This window comes from Pseudomonas lactucae (assembly GCF_016937615.1).
In the GTDB taxonomy this organism is placed as follows: domain Bacteria; phylum Pseudomonadota; class Gammaproteobacteria; order Pseudomonadales; family Pseudomonadaceae; genus Aquipseudomonas; species Aquipseudomonas lactucae.
Window position 1 is genome coordinate 1 of sequence record NZ_JAFHKI010000109.1, and the last position, 20122, is coordinate 20122.

Sequence of the window (20122 nt, forward strand, 5' to 3'; positions counted from 1 at the left end):
GCCGGGCCGCGCGGTAACGTACGGATCTGATCGCCTCACTCCTTCTGGAGTGGGCACAGTCAAGTGTGGGAGGGAGACAAGTCGAATCGTCGCACCGCCCTCCCACATTTGGTTTAAGGCGTCCGGAAGATTTGTGTATCGAAATATTCGCTGCACAGAATTTTCACACCCTGTCCAAGACAATTTCCCGGATTTATCTGCCTGCCAGCAAGGTGGTGCAGCCGTGCCCGTTCACTAATTAATAGCCTTGCTGTGTTTGATCGGGCACCATTCGCGCCACTGCACTATTTCATCACTTAACTTCCAATGGGTCCTGAAACGACATGGCAAACCCGGACGCCCTGAGTCAGCAGCGAGCTTCAAATCGCCTGCTGCAACCGACCGTCAAATCTCATCTGGCGTACACGCTGCTCTGCGCACTGGTCATGATGGTGATGTTCTCCCTGCTGCGCCTGGCGCTGCTGGTCTACAACCGCGAGATGATCCTCGACACGCCGGCCTCGACCTTTTTAGAAGCCTTCGCCAACGGCCTGCGCTTTGATATCCGTCTGGTGGTGTACCTGCTGATTCCGCTGCTGCTGGCCCTGTTCAGCGTACGTGCGATGGCCGCGCGCGGGTTCTTCCGTTTCTGGCTGACGATTGCGTCCAGCATCGCCTTGTTCCTGGGCCTGATGGAGATGGACTTCTACCGCGAGTTCCACCAGCGCCTCAACGGCCTGGTCTTCCAGTATGTGAAGGAAGACCCGAAAACCGTGATGAGCATGCTCTGGTACGGTTTCCCGGTGGTGCGCTACCTGCTGGCCTGGGCCGTAGGCACGCTGATGCTGAGCATGGCGTTCAAAGGCGCCGACCGCGCCACGCGTCCACGCGGGCCGTTCAGCGGTGGCAGCATCGGCACGCGCCCGGTCGCGCCGTGGTACAGCCGCATCGCCGTATTCGTGGTGTGCCTGCTGATCGCCGTGGTTGCCGCCCGTGGCACCCTGCGCCAGGGCCCGCCGCTGCGTTGGGGTGATGTGTACACCACCGATTCGAATTTCGCCAACCAACTGGGCCTCAATGGCACCCTGTCGCTGATCGCGGCGGCCAAGGCGCGTTTCGGCGAAGACCGCTCCAACATCTGGAAAGCCACGCTGGACCAACCGCTGGCCACCCAGACCGTGCGCGACATGCTGGTGCTGCCGCAAGAGAAGCTGGTCGATACCGACACCGCCGCTGTGCGCCGTGATTACGTGCCACCGGCCGAGAAGACCCTGCCGATCAAGAACGTGGTCGTGATCCTGATGGAAAGCTTTGCCGGTCACTCGGTAGGCGCATTGGGCCGCCCAGGCAACATCACGCCGTACTTCGACAAGCTGTCCAAGGAAGGCCTGCTGTTCGACCGCTTCTTCTCCAACGGCACCCACACCCACCAAGGTATGTTTGCCACCATGGCGTGCTTCCCGAACCTGCCGGGTTTTGAATACCTGATGCAGACGCCGGAAGGCAGCCACAAGCTGTCGGGCTTGCCGCAGTTGCTCAGTGCACGCAAGTTTGACGACGTGTATGTCTACAATGGCGACTTCGCCTGGGACAACCAGTCGGGTTTCTTCAGCAACCAGGGCATGACCAACTTCATCGGCCGCAACGACTTCGTCGACCCGGTATTCTCCGACCCGACGTGGGGCGTGTCCGACCAGGATATGTTCAACCGGGGTCTGGAAGAGTTGAAGGCGCGTGAAGGCGGCAAGCCGTTCTACGCACTCCTGCAAACCCTGTCCAACCACACGCCGTACGCACTGCCAACCCCATTGCCGGTAGAGAAAGTCACCGACCGTGGCAGCCTCAACGAGCATTTGACGGCCATGCGCTACTCCGACTGGGCCCTGGGCCAGTTCTTTGAAAAGGCCCGCAAGGAGCCGTATTTCAAAGAGACCTTGTTTGTGATCGTGGGCGACCACGGCTTCGGCAACGAACAGCAGATCACCGAGATGGACCTGGGCCGCTTTAACGTGCCGATGCTGATGATCGCACCGGGCATGCAAGAGAAGTTCGGCGAACGTGACCACACCGTAGGCACCCAGATCGACATCGTGCCGACCATCATGGGGCGCCTGGGTGGCGATACGCGGCATCAGTGCTGGGGCCGTGACCTGCTGAACCTGCCGGAAGGCGACAAGGGGTTTGGCGTGATCAAACCGTCGGGCAGCGACCAGACCGTGGCCCTGGTCACCGCAGACCGTATCCTGGTACTGCCCAAGGAAATGCCACCGAAGTTGTGGCAATACGAATTGGGCGCCGACCCGACCGGTAAAGTGATTGCTGAATCGCCGGACGAAGCAGCACTCAAGCAAAAACTTGAGTCGTTCCTGCAGACGGCTACCAAGAGCCTGCTGGATAACACCGCCGGTGTGGTTGACGGCAAGCCGGACTAACTAACCGGCAATAAAAAAGAGGCCTTTGAAGGCCTCTTTTTTTATCTCGTGTTTATATCCGACCGAGTAACAACAGCACCAGCAGAACCACCAGCACGACGCCCAGGATACCGGACGGGCCATAACCCCAGTTGCGCGAGTGAGGGAACACCGGCAGGCCACCGACCAGCAGGAGGATCAAGATAATGATCAGAATGAGGCTCATGGTTTTTTTCCTTATTGGCCTTCTGCAAAGACCGGTTGTTAACGATACGCTCGTACATCTTGTAACGAACGCCTTAACAACTCCGACTCTGTCACATCCACGAAAATTCCAAGTTTTTTTAAAGCATTTCGCTCAGTCGGTTATTTCTTTTAAACCGCGCGCGCTTAACGTTCTTAGTTGAGAAAAGATTGAACTAAGACGCTGCGCAGGCATCCGACCGAGCCCGCGGTTTGCCTGGGGCATTCATCACTCTGATGGTGCGTGGGTGCGGGAAAAACCTTCGCTACACTGCCGGTCACTTCTTCTGTGAACCACAAGGCTACTTCCTATGCAAAATCGCATGATGATCACCGGCGCCGGTCCGGCCTGGGTCGTGAAATCGCTCTGCGCTGGGCCCGCGAGGGTTGGCAGTTGGCCTTGTCGGACGTGAGCGAGCCAGGCTTGCAGGAAACCCTGCGGCTCGTGCGCGAGGCCGGCGGCGATGGGTTTATCCAGCGTTGCGATGTGCGTGACTACAGCCAACTCACCGCGTTCGCGCAGGCGTGCGAGGTGAAGCTGGGGGGCATTGATGTGATCGTCAACAATGCCGGCGTCGCCTCGGGTGGCTTCTTCGCCGAGTTGTCCCTGGAGGATTGGGACTGGCAGATCGCGATCAACTTGATGGGCGTGGTCAAGGGCTGCAAGGCCTTCCTGCCGCTGCTGGAAAAGAGCAAAGGGCGCATCATCAATATCGCCTCCATGGCGGCGCTGATGCAGGGGCCGGCCATGAGCAACTACAACGTGGCCAAGGCCGGTGTGGTGGCGCTGTCGGAAAGCCTGCTGGTGGAGCTCAAGCAGCAGGAAGTCGGGGTGCATGTGGTGTGCCCGTCGTTCTTCCAGACCAACCTGCTGGATTCCTTCCGGGGGCCGACCCCGGCGATGAAAGCCCAGGTGGGCAAGTTGCTGGAGAGTTCGCCGATTTCGGCGGCGGATATTGCCGATTACATCTTCCAGCGTGTCGCGCAGGGTGAGTTCATGATCCTGCCCCACGAACAGGGGCGCATGGCATGGGCGCTTAAGCAGAAGAACCCGCAGTTGCTTTATGACGAGATGACGACCATGGCCGATAAAATGCGCGCCAAGGCCCAAGCTACTAAAGGCTGAGTGGGTATGAGTCTGTCAGGCAATTTACCTGCATGTGTAGGTATTGCCTGATTTCATCGCAAGCCGTTGCTGCAGCCCTACCCAGCGCGCATGGTTGAGGTCCTGTTACTCAAAAAGGACAACCGCCATGCTGGTCTTAAGCCGCGCCGTAGGCGAAATCATCTCCATCGGCGATGACATCGCCGTGCACATCCTTGAATTGAACGGTTCCCAGGTTAAGTTCGGCGTAACCGCGCCGGCCGAGGTGCATGTGCATCGCGCCGAGGTGTACCAGAAAATCCAGGAGCAACAAACCGCCCAATCCCAGCCCCTAATTGCCCCCTGAAAGAGGCGTCAGTCGAACAGATGCTTGGGCACGTCGTGCTTGAGCATCAATTGGCATTGCTCGCTTTCCGGATCGAACACGATCAGTGCCTGGCCTTTGGTCAATGCCTGGCGCACCCGCAGCACGCGGGTCTCCAGCGGCGTGTCGTCGCCATTGTCGGTGCCGTCACGGGTGACGAAATCTTCGATCAGGCGGGTCAGGGTGTCGACTTCAAGCGCATCGTGTGGAATCAGCATACAAGCCTCGGGTATCAAGTCCCGGCGATGCTACTGCGCCGGGCCCCGTGTTGCCAGCGTCAGGACTTATTACCGACCAGACTGTCCACCGACGGTACGCGCGTGTCGCTCTCCATCTGCGTCTCGTGCTCGATCTGATGACTGAAGCGGTCCAGTGAACCCTGGGCCGGCTGGGCATCGCTGGCGAACACCGGCGGGCTGAGGATATACGCACCCAACAGACGGCTCAGCGCAGCGAGGCTGTCGATGTGGGTGCGTTCGTAGCCGTGGGTCGCGTCGCAACCGAACGCCAGCAGCGCGGTGCGGATATCGTGGCCGGCGGTCACCGCCGAATGCGCGTCGCTGAAGTAGTAGCGGAACAGATCGCGGCGTACCGGCAGGTCGTTGTCCGCCGCCAGGCGCAGCAAATGCCGCGACAGATGATAGTCGTACGGCCCGCCGGAATCCTGCATCGCCACGCTGACCGCATGTTCGCTGGACTGCTGGCCGGGGGCGACCGGCGCGATGTCGATACCGACGAATTCACTCACATCCCAGGGCAACGCGGCGGCGGCACCGCTGCCGGTTTCCTCGGTGATGGTGAACAGCGGGTGGCAGTCGATCAACAACGGCTCGCCGCTGTCGACAATCGCCTTGAGTGCGGCGAGGAGGGCCGCCACGCCGGCTTTGTCATCCAGGTGGCGCGCACTGATATGCCCGCTCTCGGTGAACTCGGGCAAGGGGTCGAAGGCCACGTAGTCACCCACATTGATCCCCAGGGAGTCGCAATCGGCGCGGGTCGCGCAGTAGGCGTCCAGGCGCAGTTCCACGTGGTCCCAGCTCACTGGCATTTCGTCCACGGCGGTGTTGAATGCATGCCCGGAGGCCATCAACGGCAACACACTGCCACGGATGACACCGTTGTCGGTGAACAGGCTGACGCGGCTGCCTTCGGCAAAGCGGCTCGACCAGCAGCCGACCGGCGCCAGAGTGAGGCGGCCGTTGTCCTTGATGGCACGCACGGCGGCACCGATGGTGTCCAAGTGCGCCGACACCGCGCGGTCGGGGCTGTTTTTCTGGCCCTTGAGCGTGGCGCGAATGGTGCCGCGCCGGGTCATTTCAAAGGGGATGCCGAGTTCTTCCAGCCGCTCGGCGACATAGCGCACGATGGTGTCGGTAAACCCGGTGGGGCTGGGAATGGCGAGCATTTCCAGCAGCACTTTTTGCAGGTAGTTGAGATCCGGTTCGGGGATGGTTCGGGTCATGAAAACTCCTGAAGAGATAAGGGTGCTTTTGTGGCGAGGGAGCTTGCTCCCGCTGGGCTGCGGAGCAGCCCCAGTCAATTCACCCGGTTCTTTCGGTTAAAGCGCGGTGGCCTGTTTCAGGGCTGCTACGCAACCCCGCGGGAGCAAGCTTCCTCGCTACAGGTCATTGGGCGGCCGGTTGGCTGTGCGGAAATAGCAGGTCCACAAACTTCTCCGCTGTCGGTTGCGGTTCATGGTTGGCCAGGCCCGCCCGTTCGTTCGCTTCGATAAACACGTACTCGGGTTGATCGGCGGCAGGCACCAGCAGGTCCAGGCCCACCATCGGGATGTCGAGGGCGCGGGCGGCGCGTACGGCGGCATCCTTGAGCGTCGGGTGCAGGATCGCGGTGACGTCTTCCAGGCAACCGCCGGTGTGCAGGTTGGCGGTACGGCGTACGGCGAGTGTTTCGCCGCGCGGCAGGATGCTGCTGTAGTCGTAGCCCGCGGCGGCCAGGGTGCGTTCGGTTTCGGCGTCCAGCGGGATTTTGCTTTCGCCGTCGGTAGCCGCCTGACGACGACGGCTTTGCGCTTCGATCAACGCGCCGATGCAATGTTGACCGTCACCGACCACTTGCGCAGGGCGCCGGATCGCCGCGGCGACCACCTCGAAACCGATCACCAGGATGCGCAGGTCCAGGCCCTCGTGAAAACTTTCCAGCAGCACCCGGCTGTCGAATTGCCGCGCCGTCTCAATCGCCTGCTGCACCTCTTCGATGCTTCGCAGGTCCACCGCCACGCCCTGGCCTTGCTCGCCATCGAGCGGCTTGACCACGATGCGCTGGTGTTCGTCGAGGAACTCCAGGTTCTCGTCGGCACTGCCCGCCATTTGCTGCGACGGCAGGTTCAGCCCGGCGGCCTGGAGCACCTTGTGGGTCAGGCTCTTGTCCTGGCACAGGGTCATGCTGATGGCGCTGGTCAGGTCACTCAGCGACTCCCGGCATCGCACGCGGCGCCCGCCATGACTGAGGGTGAACAACCCGGCGTCGGCATCGTCCACCTGCACATCAATGCCACGGCGATGGGCTTCCTCGACGATGATGCGCGCATAGGGATTGAACCCCGCCTGTGGCCCAGGGCCAAGGAACAGCGGCTGGTTGATGCCGTTCTTGCGCTTGATCGCAAACGTGGTCAACGCGCGAAAACCAAGCTTGGCGTAGAGGTTCTTGGCCTGGCGGTTATCGTGCAGCACCGACAGATCAAGGTAGCTCAAGCCACGGCTCATGAAGTGCTCCACCAAGTGACGCACCAGCACTTCGCCCACGCCGGGGCGGGTGCATTGCGGGTCGACCGCGAGGCACCACAGGCTGCAACCGTTTTCCGGGTCGTGGAAGGCTTTTTGATGATTTAGGCCCATGACGCTGCCGATCACCGCGCCGCTGTCTTCGTCTTCCGCCAGCCAGTACACCGGGCCGCCCTGATGACGCGGCGTGAGGCGTTCGGCGTCGATCGGTAACATTCCGCGCCCTTGATACAACTGGTTCACCGCCTGCCAGTCGGCCTCGCTCTGTACCCGGCGGATACGAAAGCCGCGAAACACGCGGGTTGAGGGGCGATAGTCGGTGAACCACAGGCGCAACGTGTCGGACGGGTCGAGGAACAACTGCTGCGGATCGATCCCGAGAATCTGCTGGGGCGCGGCCACATACAGCGCGATGTCGCGCTCGCCGGGGTGCTCATTGAGCAGTTCCCCGGCCAGGCTGGCCGGGTCCGGGAAGGTGTGTCCGATCAACAGCCGGCCCCAGCCGCAATGCACGGCAATCGGTTCGGCGGCCGATGGGCTGCCGTCTTCGGCCAGGCGTGCTTGCAGGCGTTCGTACGTGGGCGCCTGGCCTTTGAGCAAGCGTTGGTTATACGCCGCTGCGTTAGGTTTCATGGATCAGATTCCTTGTTCGCTGAGCCACAGGTTCAGCGCCGCCAATTGCCACAGCTTGGAGCCGCGCAACGGGGTCAATTGGCCTTGAGGGTCGGTCAGCAAGCGGTCGAGCATGGCCGGGTTGAACAGGCCGCGGTCCTGGCTCGGGTCCAGCAGCAGGTCGCGTACCCAGTTCAAGGTGTCGCCCTGCAAATGCTTGAGGCCAGGCACCGGGAAGTAGCCTTTCTTGCGGTCGATGACTTCACTCGGGATCACCCGGCGCGCAGCTTCCTTGAGCACCTGTTTGCCGCCATCGGGCAACTTGAATTTGCCCGGTACACGGGCCGACAGTTCCACCAGGCGGTAGTCCAGGAACGGTGTACGCGCCTCCAGGCCCCAGGCCATGGTCATGTTGTCGACGCGCTTGACCGGGTCGTCCACCAGCATCACCGTGCTGTCCAGGCGCAGGGCCTTGTCCACGGCGGCATCGGCACCCGGCATTGCAAAATGCTCACGCACGAAGTCGCCGGCGGCGTCATTGGCGGTCAGCCATTTCGGTGCGACGGTGGCGGCGTAGTCGTCGTAGCTGCGGTCGAAAAACGCCGCGCGGTAGGCGGCATACGGGTCGCTCGCGCCGTCCACCTGCGGGTACCAGTGGTAGCCGGCGAACAATTCATCCGCGCCCTGGCCGCTTTGCACCACCTTGCAGTGCTTGGCCACCTCCCGCGACAGCAGGTAGAAGGCGATGCAGTCGTGGCTGACCATCGGTTCGCTCATGGCACGGAACGCCGCCGGCAGTTGCTCGATGATCTCACTTTCGGCAATGCGCAGTTGGTGGTGACGAGTGCCGTAGTGCTTGGCGATCAGGTCCGAATACTGGAACTCGTCGCCGCGTTCGCCGCCGGCATCCTCAAAACCAATGGAGAAGGTGGACAGGTCCTGCACGCCGACTTCGCGCAACAGGCCGACGAGCATGCTTGAGTCGACACCGCCGGAAAGCAGCACGCCCACATCCACGGCAGCGCGCTGACGGATGGCCACGGCTTCGCGGGTGCTGTCGAGCACGCGGTCGGTCCAGTCTTGCAGCGTCAGGTTTTTTTCATCGTCATGGGGGCCGTAGGGCAGGGTCCACCAGGTTTTCTGCTCGGTGTTGCCGTCGGCGTCGATGCGCATCCAGCTCGCCGGCGGCAGTTTTTCGATGCCCGCCAGCAAGGTGCGTGGCGCAGGTACAACGGCGTGGAAATTGAGGTAGTGATTGAGCGCCACCGGGTCGAGGATCGGGTTGATGTCGCCGCCCTTGAGCAACGCCGGCAGGCTCGATGCGAAGCGCAGGCGCTGACCGGTGCGCGACAGGTACAACGGCTTCACGCCGAGACGGTCACGGGCGATGAACAGGCGCTTGGCGTCACGCTCCCAGACGGCAAACGCAAACATGCCGTTGAGCTTGGGCAGCAGCGCTTCGCCCCAGGCGTGATAGCCCTTGAGCAGCACTTCGGTGTCGCCGCCGGAATAGAACGCGTAGCCCAAGGCTTCAAGCTCCTGACGCAGTTCCGGGAAGTTGTAGATGGCGCCGTTGAACGCCAGCGACAGCCCCAGTTGGGCGTCGACCATCGGCTGGGCCGAGCCGTCCGACAGGTCCATGATTTTCAGACGCCGATGGCCCAGGGCAATCGGCCCTTGGGCCTGGAAGCCCCACGCATCAGGGCCGCGTGGTGCCAGGTGATGGGTAATCCGTTCCACCGCTGCGAGGTCTGCAGGGTGGTGATCGAAACGTAACTCGCCAGCTAATCCGCACATATTGCTTAGGGCCTTGTATTTGCTGGGCCTAGGCGCATCTACCGGGATTCAAGTACCAATTTTGTACCGTTTTTCGGCAAATCCAGCTTTTCAAGCTCCGCGAAATCACTCGAAGAGCTGATCCACTTGGCATAGGTTGACAGCAGTACCTGGACACTGTGCCCAAGTTGCGCGGCGATGAATGCAGGATTCATTCCGGACATCAGGCACATTGTTGCGTACGTGTGCCTGGTGTCGTACATCCGGCGATACCGTATCCCGCTCTTGCGCAGGGCTGACAACCAATAACGCTTAGCCCCAGTTTCGGATCGGATGTATAGCTCTGATCTGTCACCCGATCCGTCCGGCGCGAATACATAATCAGAGCGCGCCGCCGTAAGAAGTCTGGCTTTTTCGAGTGCCTGTAATGCGCGATCGTTCAATAAAACTTCTCGCGACACCTTCGTCTTTGTCCTTTCCTTGATCTTGCCGTACAGCCTGATGCGGCAAACCTTGGCGCGCCTTGAGCGCGTATCAACCTCGCTCCAACGCAGGGCCATCGCCTCGCCTGGACGCATTCCTGTATAGAAAGAAAACTCAAAAAAACACGCGTAAATAGCCTGTAAGCCGCTCGTCACTTCGTACAGCTTGGCGATCAACTCGTCTGCCTCTTCGCGACTGAATGGGTCGATCTCACGCTTGGTAACCCTCGTCGGTGGGATCGAGTTGGCCGGGTTCCTCAGAATCAGTTCATCGTTTACGGCCTGGGTCAGCAGACCAGTCACCAGCCGAATTGCACCTTTCCGGCGGATTGGAGAAGTCCACTTAATCCCGTTGACGATTTTCCGCATCAGGACCGGCGTGATCTTGTCGAGAGGATATTCAGCCAGGTGAGGAACCCAGTAGGTTTGCATGGTGCTACGGTAGTTCTTGCGGGTGCTGTCTTCGATCTGAAGGCTGTTCAGCCAGTCCTGGGCGTAGTCGAAAAATATCGGCATGTTCCCAGTAGAGTCGCTCCGGCTGTTCGGGAACAACTCACGGTATTTATCAGGTGTCAGCGCCCCCAACTTGGCCAGCTGTATTACTTGAGAACGTAAAGCCTCGGCTGCTGCGATTCCCCGAGCGGTTTGCGGGAGAGTGAGCGTTTCGCAGTGCCGCTTCTTGTTCCAGGAGAACCTGATCCTGATCGATTTCCCGACAAGCTCAACTCCGGTGGGCAGCTCCATTGGCTCTCTAGCCATTCGTCGTACCTCCATTTGCTGTACATGATTCGTCCGTCGATCTTCGACCAGACGCCGGCGGGGATGATGTTACGTTCTCGCTTACGCTGCAGGGCTTTCGGCGTGGTGCCCAGCAGTTCGGCCATCCGCTTTTCGGTGACCTTGTCATGGCCGGACTCATCGCCCAGCTTTTCGGCTGCTGCCATGGTGATGCTCCATGCCGCGCGCGGCGGCAGAGTGTTCAGTGGATGGTCACGCTGTCCTGCCCTGGGGCTACGGCGCGTGCCTGCTGTTCGGTGCGGAAGGACATGTGCTGTTTGATGCCGCTGCAGTCCGCGATGACCCACCAATAACCGCCAAAGCGGTGTGGGCCCTTGATGATTTTGGTGATGGTCATTGGGTGTCCTTGCCGCGCTGGGCGGCAGAAGGTGGTGATGGGTTATGCGAGTGGTGCGTAAGTTTCGCCGCGACGCTCGGCAGAAGCCTTCCGGTACGTCTCGTTGGTGTAGGGGGCGTCGGGCTCACGGCGTACCAGGGTCATCTGGTATTGGGAACCTTTAGCGCGGTGCGTGACAGCGCAGTACTTCTCGATCAGGTACTGGGCATCGTGCTTGTCGCCTTTTTCTGCCCGGCTGTCCCGATGATGACCGGGCAGGCCGAGATAGCCATATCCAACAACTGGCAAGGCAAGGGCCGGGTATTTATCCGCCAGTCCGACCCGCTGCCACTGTCGGTCCTGGCCGTGATTCCTGAGGTGACAATTGGCGGTCGCTGATGTTTTGCCGATCGAGCCGGAGGACATCCCGGCAATCCTGCGTGACGTGCGCCAAGCCGATATCGACGAGATCGTCGAGGGATTGGGTGTCTCGCTGGAGCGGGAACTGCTGGAAGGCATCAACGACAGCCTGAATGCTCGCAAGATCGTGGTGGACGGCCAGATTGTGGCGGTGTTCGGCGATGCCGTGCACAGCGTCTTGGGCTCCATCGGCGTGCCATGGTTGATCAGCACCATCCATGTTGAGCGCCATGCCCGCGCCTTCCTCAAGGTCTGCAAGCCAGAAGTGCAGGGGATGTTGTCCCGGCACCAGCACCTCATCAACTACGTCGACGCCCGCAACACTTCGGCCATTCGCTGGCTGAAATGGCTGGGCTTCGACTTCGGCGAGGCCGTCCCGTACGGGCCCAGGCGCCTGCCGTTCTACCCCTTTACGCTGAATCGAGAGGAATAACTCATGTGCTGGATGGCATTGATACCGGTCGCTATTGGCCTGGCGGGCAGCATGATGCAGGCCCAGGGTCAGAAGGAAAACGGGGCATTCCAGTCGGCAATGCTCACGCAAAACGCCAAGTACAAACAGCAGACCGCCGACGAAACGATCAATGCCGGTAACACCTCGGCCGATTGGCAGCGTGTTCGTGCGGCGCAGGCGGGTGGTACTCAGCGCAGCGTGCAGGCCGCCAACGGCATCGACGTGAACAGCGGCAGCGCGGCCCAGTTGCAGGATGACACGGCAATGCTCGGCGAGCTGGATGCCCTGACGATCCAGAACAACGCCGCCCGCCAGGCTTTCGGCTATCGCGAGCAGGCCAAGCAAGACTTCCTCAACGCCAACCAGAGCGTGAAGAACGGTAACACGGCCGCCATGGGCTCAATCCTGGGCGGCATCGGCGGTGCATTTGGTTCATTTGCGGGGGCTCGATAATGCCACGGGTACCAACATACGATACGGCTCAGGTCGAGCAGCAACCCACCCGGCCGGTTCAGTTGCAAGGTATTGCGCCTGATACCACCTCGATTGCCCAAGGCCTGCAAACTCTGGGACGTGGTGCGCAGATGCTCATGGAGAAAGAGCGCCAGAAGGCCGACACCGCGCTGCTGATGGATGCCGACAACCAACTCACGAAGTGGCAGCAGCAGGCCATGTACAGCGAGAACGGCGCCTATACCCGCAAGGGGCAGAACGCCCTGGACGTGACCAACCAGACGCTGGATCAGTTCGACAAGGCTCAGGCCGAGATTGCCAAAACCCTGACCAACGATCAGCAGAAGGCCCGTTATGCGCAGATCGTCAACAGCCGTCGCAACTCCCTGTCGAACGACCTGAACCGCTACGAGTATGGCGAGCGCCAGAACTATTACGGCCAGGTCGAAAAGGCTCAGCTTGAAACGTCCATGCAGGGCGCCGCGCTGGAGTACCAGGACCCGAGCAAGGTCGACCAGTACCGACAGAAGGTCGACGCGGTATTGTCCAGTCGCGCCGAACGTCTTGGACTCTCGCCAGAAGCCGCCCAGGCCGAGCGCCTAGCAACCAACAGCGGCATGTCCAGCGCTGTAATCCAGCGAATGCTGATTGATTCGCCGCAGAAGGCCAAGAGCTATTACGAGTCCTATATCCGCCAACGTCCGGGCATGGCAATCACTGTCAAAGCTGGGTGGCGCGCTGCTGTCGAGCTTTGCTGACCTGCCAGTGGCGGCCAGTGAAATGCGCTACCAGGGCAAGAGCTTCCTGGGTTCTCTGGGGGAAATGACCGCGGGCCTGGCCAAGGGGCGCGGCAGCCTGGAGCAGCGTGAAATCCTGTCGAGCTTCGGGGTTTATGGGGATGCAATGCGCGGGGAGATCATGCGGCGCTTTTCTGCCGATGACTCTGTGGGAGGGAAGATGTCGCGGGGGATGTCGCTGTTCTTCAAGCTGAACGGCCTGTCCTGGTGGACTGACGCAAACAAGGCCAGCGCGGGCCTGATGATGGCCCACAACCTGGCGCAGAACAAAGGCAGGGCATGGGGCACGATGGATGCAGGCCTGCGTCGCACGCTGGAGCTGTACGACCTCGACGCCGGAAAGTGGGATCTGTTGCGCGGGATGGATACCCGCATGGCTGACGGCCGGGATTACATGACCACAGACGGTATTGCCTCTATTCCGGAGGACAAGATTCTCGACTACCTCGGGCGCAAACCTTTCGCCGGTCCGGGTCGTAGCGATGCCTACGGAAAGCGTGCGACTGATAGAGGCGAGCCAGCAATTCCGGAGGGGATGATCCGGATGTACCACGGCAGCGCTAGCCACGGCCGGACCGATGGTCCAGCGTGGTTTTCTTCGGACAGGAACTACGCAGCAAACTACCGGCAGGGCGCCGAACTTCAATACGTGGACATGCCAGCGGACAGGATCAACGAGATTGCAGATCCTGACGGCTACGGGCAGACGGTGGAGAAGGGCCACACGGTCAACTATCAGTTTGACTCAGCCGAAACTGGTGTCAGAAAGGTGATGGGCAAGGATGCGCCATCAATCCTGAGTAGCACTGATAGAGCCGCTGTGCGCGAGTTTCGCGAGGGCCTGGAGCGCAGTCTGCGTGCCTACGTCAATGACCGGGTGAGCTATGCCGTGCTGGAGCCGGACGCCCGCACACGATCGATCATGAATCAAGGCACTCGGCCCGGCACGATCATGGGCGACCTCAACCGGTTCATGACCCAGTTTAAGAGCTTCCCCGCCGCGTACATGCAGAAGACCTTGGGTCGGGAACTGTATGGCCGAGGATACGCGCCGACCCCACTTGGCGAGGGTTATCGGGGCAGCAAGGATCTGATCGCCGCCCTGCGCAACGGCAACGGCGAGCGCCTGGCCATGGCCCAGTTGCTGCTTTGGACTACCGCGTTCGGGTATCTGTCGATGTCGGCCAAGGATGCAGTCAAGGGTCGTGAGCCCCGGCCGGCAGATGACCCCAAGACCTGGATCGCCGCGATGACCCAAGGCGGTGGTTTCGGGATCATGGGCGATTTCATGTTCGGAGAGGTCAGCCGCTTCGGCAACAAGCCGCTGGAAACTCTAGCCGGCCCAACCCTGGGCACCGCCGCCAACGTGATCGACCTGTGGGCCAAGGTTCGCTCAGGCGACGACGCCGCATCCTCCGCGCTGCGCCTGGCCCAGAACAACACACCGTTCCTCAACCTGTTCTACACGCGCATCGCCATGGACCACCTGTTCCTGTGGTCGGTGCAAGAAGCCATGAACCCTGGGTCGCTGCGCCGTACCGAGCAGCGCATTCAGCAGGAGAGCGGCCAGAAGTTCCTGGTCAAGCCATCGCAAAGCTACCTCGACCCATTGGGCATTGCCCGCTAACCAAGTCAACCCCAACGAATCCCGCCACCGAGCGGGATTTTTTTCGTCCAGAGAAAAGGAGTCACAACCGTGACAGTAAGCACGATCGACAGCGCTGCAGAGTTTGTGACCAACGGGGTAACGACCAACTACCCGTTCTATTTCAAATTTCTGGCAAATGAGGATCTGGTAGTTACGTATGTCAGCCCGGCCGGCGTCAGCTCCGTTCTGACGCTGGGCACGCAGTACACGGTCAATGGCGCTGGCAATGAACAAGGCGGCAGCGTTGTGACCACCACGGCGCTGGCTGGCCCAGGCCAGTTAATCGTGTCGCGGGAGATGGATGCCTATCAGCAGACCTCCCTACGCAACCAGGGGAAGTTTCTGGCCGAAACCCACGAGGATGTTTTCGACAGGCTGACGATGCTGATTCAGCAGGGGTTCGCGATTTTCAAGCGAGCGCTTACGCGACCATTCGGGCGCGACTATTTTTATGGTGAAAATCGGCGCATCAAAAGCTTGCTTGACCCAGTTGACCTGCAGGATGCCGCCACAAAAAACTGGGCCCAGCAGTACATTGCCAGCGTTTTAGGGACGGGGCAGGGCCCAATCAATAATGCTGCGAACATCTATTACGCTGGCCCTGATGGTTCACCTCACACGGTTCAAGAGCTTTCAGGTTCTGGTGGTTCGGCTCTTCTTGGCTTTCTGCAGGCGGGACTCAACGCAGTTCCAAGAACGATCGAATCAAAGCTTCGTGATTTTGTCGACCTTGAGGACTTTGGTACGGTAGATAAAGTCGGTACAGCTGGTGCTGCCGCTGCCAATACGATTGTAATGAACCGTGCAATTCCTGCCTGCAACCTGATGGGTAAGGCGCTGCGCCTACCGGAAGGTGTCATGGCGGTCAACCCGTTCAGCCTGCCAGCCACGTTCATCGGAATGCACGGTCGCAGCAAGTACGGCACAACGCTTAAATTCAACCGCCAGGCTTATGCCGCGAATACGGTGCTGTTAAACGCACAGAACAACACGGCAGGGCTTGAGCTGGCAAAGTTCAGCATCGACTGTGATGACGCGATATTTAAGGTTGCCGGTCTGGCCGTGCTTCCACTGACTGGCAGTAATAACTGGATCGTCAATGACGTAGCAGTAAAGGGTCGTGGTGATAGTTGCCTTGTAACTCAGGGATCGACAAATGGTCGACTGTACGATTTCACGGTAGATGCAACAGGTGGCGCGGGGGCAACGTTCAACACTTGCTTCAATGGACAGACGTGTAAAAACGTCATCGTGGTGAACATGCGCACTACTGGGTTTCCTACCTATTCAGGCGCGTTCGGCATGAGCGCAGCCTGCAAGTTCGTTGACTGCCATTCAGAAGGTACTTCCGGTGCTTTTGCATGGTCTTTAGGCACATGTAGCAATAGCTGGATTCTCGGCTGCTATGCTGAAAACTCATCACATGAGGCGTTCCAGCTCACCGACTGCTTGAGTTGCATTATGGCCCTGAACAATGGGTTCTGGGACAACGCGCACGGGCAAGACGCCGGCCTCTCTGTGCATGGGAAGGTTTCCATATCGAGACTTAATCTTTCCTCCTTCAACAGCTTGACGAACTCGTATGCGGCCGGGCTTATGGCGGCTGATAACGCCATGTACAACACGTTTTCACACAACACCCTGAAAGATTGTGGTGTTAGGGGAACAGCCGGCGGCTCAGGCGGGACCAATGCTTGCGCGATGGGACAATACACGGCCTTGAACTCCCAGCAATGTGGCAGCAATCGGTTCATTGAGAACATTTGTTTGAGTGAGTCGGGAACAACCACATATGGTTTTGCAGAATTCGTCGGCGGCACCGGCTCAATTATTTTCAACACGACCCTTCGGCATAATGAATTCCCAGGCGCGTTTACCACCCGTTACCTGGCGCCCTCTGCATCGCGTCGGACGTGGGACGTGGATGCGCTTGCCTTTACCCCTATCATCGGCGTGGCAGGTGGTGGCGGATCTATCACCGCGTCAACGCTGAACTCTGCAAGCTTTCGTCGTAGTGGTGACTATATCGACATGAGTGTCGACCTTAGTATCACCAGTGTGTCAGGGACCATTACAGGCCTTCTGCTTACCTGGGCAACCGCTGCGCCACTGCCGGCCCTGTATCAAGGATCGTTCAGTGGCTTAGACATAACGTCAGCAAAGATGGTGGGAGGAGTCCCTTCCGGATCCGGAGTCGCAATTAGATATTACGATGGGACGAACCCGGTAGTAGCTGGTGCTCGTATCGTAGTTGAAGGGCGGTACAGGGTGGCCTAACTATCTCGCAAGCCTCGCTTCTTTAAGGTTGCACGCTACAAGGACGTAGCCCCTAACTATTACGAATGCACAGGCTGGTATAAAACCGAAGTACCAAAGTACATAATTCAGGTGGGTGTGAATGGCCGAATGCTTCTGCATCAGAATAAACCAACTCATTGGCGCAAGCAGGCTTACCAGCACCAGCGCTGTATCCCGGCGCGCATTCGCGTCTCGCGTATAAAACTGTGCGACGATCGACAGCCCAGTCAACAACAGCAGGAAGGAGAACACCCGGCTGCCATCGAGCCAAAACAACACTGGTGTCTTCCACTCATTGAAGTATTCGCTGATTACGAACGACAGGGGGATATCCGGCCCGCTCTGAACTACACCAGTCAACCGGCCAAATGCGCTGTACTTCAGCGCGTCCCATCCGAGCGTCTGGCTTATGCCTTCGGCCAAGGTGTCAGCACGGTTCATTGCGTGCACCAGCACGGCAATCAAAAATCCGGCCACGGCTACCATCCCCATGATCACCGTCATTCGAATTGCGGCCTTCATTCCAAGGATCGGGTTTGCTCGGAAAGGATCGATCATAAAGATCGTCAGCGACATCAGGACGATTGACGAAATGTATTCATAACCTGCCAGACACTTAAGTAATATTGAGGCGCCATACATCGCTATCGCCGCTAGTTGCGCGCGCGATGATGGTGGGCATCGATAAGCGTACATCGCCATTACAGCCGGTAGGAACCATAAGAAAGAAGCCCAGTACAGGTTTCTGGATATCGCCACAACCCATGGCGAACCAATCATGCATGCAAAAAACACCGCAGCGAACGTCGTTGAAATGGTTAGACCTATCTCACGAATCATAAACGTCAATACCAGAGCCATCATCGAGGCCATCAGGAATTGCAGTGAGAAAACCGAGTCAACAAAAGGAAGATTCTTGTAAGCGAAGGAAAGCAATAACGCTTGGATGCCGAACTGCTGCGGGTATTGGTCAAAGCTAAACCCAATTTCATTGCTAAGTTGAAATGTATCTTCGTTCTTAATGCTGTCAGGGTCGACGAATTCACCACTGTAAGAAACAACATTGTAAGGACCGGATTTTTCAATATTGTTTATAATTCGCACACTTCCATTAGGAAGGGTTATTTCTTGTCCTATTCTAGCTTCGTTGTCTGCGTAGCCGAGAATGTTTGTATTTGCTACAGGGATCAGAAATTTGTTGGATGATTTACTGAATCCGTTTGTCCAATATTCGTCTGAAATCCTGGCTGTTTTTATTCCGGTAGGCGTGTCGATTCGCTCATAGACGGCAAGCACATCGGGACCTTTTATTGGTTCCCCGCGCTGAATGAAACCCATATTGCTGTGACCGGTGTCGATTCCGTTGGCGTCGGCGAATATTTTGCCAAGCACCAGTGCTTCGGAACCATCGCGCCATGTTTTGAACTGAAAATCGGACGTTGTGCTAAATAGATTAAGCTGGAATGCCGCGAGCATGACCAGAAACGCCAATACAAATCTTGATTTTTTTATTGCAGTTTTCACGTTTATTCCATTAAAAAGGTCGATCTCTCATCAGGTCGCCAATCCTATCAGCTGACGATAGCTTGATGAAAGCGTGCGGTCGTCTGACAAGCATATGCAGAGCTGCAAGCAGTTCGCCGGGCGTTGATGCCCGAGCTACGCTTCTATTGGCTCGACACCCTATTGTTGGTTGGGGCCTCGGCCCAAAGAGGCCCAGCGATGCAGAAAACGTACATCGGTTAGTACAGTGGCTGGGTTGGCTGATGTTTTTGCCCAGCAAATGCAGGGGTTGAGACGGTAAATTCGATTCCGGCTTCGGGCACCATCTTCTGTTTCACCGGCTTTCGCCGAGCCTTGCGCAGCATCGCGTGGGTTTGAATTAGTTCGTCCTCAAGCAGGGCGCACTGGTGTCGGTACATTTCCAGGGGCGTGGGGCAGCCAAGCCACGCCGAGGTGTCTTCGTCGATGTTCATGATGAGTCAGCTCAAATACTGTATGGGCGTACAGTAATTGAGGCGTGTCGGATTTGGGAGTGGTGTTCGTCGGCAGGACGCCGGGGAGGGATGTAGCTCGTACCACTTTTTGTACCAATAGATGTTCCCTTGAGGGACTCTGCGGGGCCTCAGAAGGCGCTGAAACCCCTTGTCTAGCGCCTTTGGAATACGCCAGCTAATCCGCACATAGGTTCCTTACCGGTTTTTCCGTTGGGGAGGGATAAACGTACCGTGCACCAAAATGGCCGGTACCCAGAAACTGACCCGAGCAGATTGTGGGAGTTTTAGAACAATACGTTATAAGGCAATCCGCCTTGATGGCCTGCCGCTCAGGGGTTGAGCGGCGCGGCCGCGCTGGAATGTGCGGTAGACAGGTCAATGTTCAACGCAAAGTTCGGGTCAGCCGCCCGTGTTATGACTCGGCCTTGCCGCGTATCAACGCACGCACGGCGAACCGGTTCGGATGGCAGGCTTCGGCCACGCTGCGTGGCAGTGGCAAGGGTTCATTGTCCAGCCAGGCCGCCAGCAGCTCTGCACACAGCGGCGCGGTGACCAGCCCGCGCGAGCCATGGCCGCTGTTGATATACAGGCCGTCGAGCCACGGGCAGGGCGCCTCGGGAATCTGGCGGGCATCCTTGCGCAACGCCGCGTAGGTCTGGTCGAAGGCACCGCGCTCGGCCAGCGGACCGACAATCGGCAGGTAGTCCGGGCTGGTGCAGCGAAAGGCCGCGCGGCCTTGCAGTTGTTCGGCAGGCAGATGATCGGCGCCCAGGCGTTGCAGCAGGTCGGTGGAGATTTCGCGCAGCATGTCCAGGTTGCCGACATGTTCGGCCACGGTCGGCGTCAGGTCATCGTTGTTGAAGTCGAAGCTGGCCCCCAGGGTGTGTTCGCCCAGGCGCGCCGGGGCGACGTAGCCCTCGGCGCAAACCACGGTGGCCAGTGCCTGGCTGCGCGGAGTGTGCGCCAACCGGGTGATCTGCCCGCGAATACGTTTGAGCGGCAGATCGGCGCTGACGGCAAAACGCTTGATCTCGGCGGCGCGGCCAGCACCACCACACTGGCACTGGCCAGCACCGTATCGCCCGCCGTGGCTTGCCATTGGCCATCAACGCGTTGCAAGGCCAGGGCCTCATGATGCGCCAGCACCTCGATCAACGGATGGCGTGCCTGCCACTCGCACAACGCGGGTGGATGCACCCAGCCACCCTCCGGGAAAAACAGCCCGCCC

At 59.2% G+C, this 20122-nt stretch carries 17 protein-coding genes and 2 pseudogenes; 9 read left to right on the plus strand and 10 right to left on the minus strand.

The genetic code is table 11. The annotated features are described in order from the left end of the window. The first annotated feature begins 323 nt into the window (after window positions 1-323). Complete coding sequence (locus tag JWR98_RS19890) at window positions 324-2411, plus strand: LTA synthase family protein (RefSeq protein WP_078732401.1); 2088 nt, start codon at window positions 324-326, stop codon at window positions 2409-2411. A 52-nt stretch (window positions 2412-2463) separates the two neighbouring features. Here the strand turns inward: JWR98_RS19890 and JWR98_RS19895 are convergent, their stop codons facing one another. Then, window positions 2464-2616 carry a DUF3309 family protein gene (locus JWR98_RS19895; protein ID WP_015885095.1) on the minus strand — a complete coding sequence of 51 codons (153 nt, stop codon included), beginning with the start codon at window positions 2614-2616 and terminating at the stop codon, window positions 2464-2466. Window positions 2617-2944: 328 nt separating this feature from the next. Between JWR98_RS19895 and JWR98_RS19900 the strand changes: the two are divergent. Continuing rightward, window positions 2945-3759 (plus strand): annotated as a pseudogene (locus JWR98_RS19900) (SDR family oxidoreductase). Window positions 3760-3886: 127 nt separating this feature from the next. Beyond that, entirely contained in the window at window positions 3887-4084 is a 198-nt protein-coding gene (gene csrA / locus JWR98_RS19905; RefSeq protein WP_078732403.1) for a carbon storage regulator CsrA, read from the plus strand. 8 nt (window positions 4085-4092) lie between these two features. On the opposite strand, the gene JWR98_RS19910 is transcribed toward csrA, so the two are convergent. The 6 genes from JWR98_RS19910 to JWR98_RS30015 all read right to left on the minus strand — a co-directional run bounded on the left by JWR98_RS19910 (window position 4093) and on the right by JWR98_RS30015 (window position 10657). Then, entirely contained in the window at window positions 4093-4320 is a 228-nt protein-coding gene (locus JWR98_RS19910; RefSeq protein WP_003172962.1) for a YheU family protein, read from the minus strand. A gap of 59 nt (window positions 4321-4379) precedes the next feature. Beyond that, entirely contained in the window at window positions 4380-5564 is a 1185-nt protein-coding gene (locus tag JWR98_RS19915) for an osmoprotectant NAGGN system M42 family peptidase (RefSeq protein WP_205490999.1), read from the minus strand. A 163-nt stretch (window positions 5565-5727) separates the two neighbouring features. Further along, a complete protein-coding gene (ngg, locus tag JWR98_RS19920) occupies window positions 5728-7476 on the minus strand; it encodes an N-acetylglutaminylglutamine synthetase (protein ID WP_205491000.1) in 1749 nt (582 codons plus the stop codon). Window positions 7477-7479: 3 nt separating this feature from the next. After that, a complete protein-coding gene (locus tag JWR98_RS19925) occupies window positions 7480-9252 on the minus strand; it encodes an N-acetylglutaminylglutamine amidotransferase (protein WP_078732406.1) in 1773 nt (590 codons plus the stop codon). Window positions 9253-9290: 38 nt separating this feature from the next. Further along, entirely contained in the window at window positions 9291-10418 is a 1128-nt protein-coding gene (locus tag JWR98_RS19930; RefSeq protein WP_341870884.1) for a tyrosine-type recombinase/integrase, read from the minus strand. Then, window positions 10313-10657, minus strand: a complete 345-nt coding sequence (locus JWR98_RS30015; protein ID WP_341869746.1) for a hypothetical protein — start codon at window positions 10655-10657, stop codon at window positions 10313-10315. Before JWR98_RS30015 ends, JWR98_RS19930 begins: the two co-directional genes overlap by 106 nt. An 11-nt stretch (window positions 10658-10668) precedes the next feature. On the opposite strand from JWR98_RS30015, the gene JWR98_RS19935 reads away from it, so the two are divergent. The 6 genes from JWR98_RS19935 to JWR98_RS19965 all read left to right on the plus strand — a co-directional run bounded on the left by JWR98_RS19935 (window position 10669) and on the right by JWR98_RS19965 (window position 16876). Next, complete coding sequence (locus JWR98_RS19935) at window positions 10669-11226, plus strand: hypothetical protein (protein ID WP_205491003.1); 558 nt, start codon at window positions 10669-10671, stop codon at window positions 11224-11226. Continuing rightward, window positions 11213-11680, plus strand: a complete 468-nt coding sequence (locus JWR98_RS19940; protein ID WP_205491004.1) for a phage protein Gp13 family protein — start codon at window positions 11213-11215, stop codon at window positions 11678-11680. Before JWR98_RS19935 ends, JWR98_RS19940 begins: the two co-directional genes overlap by 14 nt. Before the next feature lie 3 nt (window positions 11681-11683). Continuing rightward, entirely contained in the window at window positions 11684-12154 is a 471-nt protein-coding gene (locus JWR98_RS19945; RefSeq protein WP_205491005.1) for a virion core protein, T7 gp14 family, read from the plus strand. Then, complete coding sequence (locus tag JWR98_RS19950; RefSeq protein WP_205491006.1) at window positions 12154-12912, plus strand: hypothetical protein; 759 nt, start codon at window positions 12154-12156, stop codon at window positions 12910-12912. Before JWR98_RS19945 ends, JWR98_RS19950 begins: the two co-directional genes overlap by 1 nt. Window positions 12913-12934: 22 nt before the next feature. Then, entirely contained in the window at window positions 12935-14578 is a 1644-nt protein-coding gene (locus tag JWR98_RS29555) for a hypothetical protein (RefSeq protein WP_225908792.1), read from the plus strand. Between the two features lie 69 nt (window positions 14579-14647). After that, the gene (locus JWR98_RS19965; RefSeq protein ID WP_205491008.1) at window positions 14648-16876 is read left to right on the plus strand and encodes a hypothetical protein; all 2229 of its coding nucleotides are present in this window, start codon (window positions 14648-14650) and stop codon (window positions 16874-16876) included. Here the strand turns inward: JWR98_RS19965 and JWR98_RS19970 are convergent, their stop codons facing one another. The 3 genes and pseudogenes from JWR98_RS19970 to mnmC1 form a co-directional block, all read right to left on the minus strand. Further along, complete coding sequence (locus JWR98_RS19970; protein ID WP_205491010.1) at window positions 16877-18421, minus strand: hypothetical protein; 1545 nt, start codon at window positions 18419-18421, stop codon at window positions 16877-16879. A gap of 218 nt (window positions 18422-18639) precedes the next feature. Next, complete coding sequence (locus JWR98_RS19975; protein WP_205491012.1) at window positions 18640-18873, minus strand: hypothetical protein; 234 nt, start codon at window positions 18871-18873, stop codon at window positions 18640-18642. Between the two features lie 433 nt (window positions 18874-19306). After that, a pseudogene (gene mnmC1, locus JWR98_RS19980) lies at window positions 19307-20122 on the minus strand (FAD-dependent 5-carboxymethylaminomethyl-2-thiouridine(34) oxidoreductase MnmC1); the annotation flags it as partial.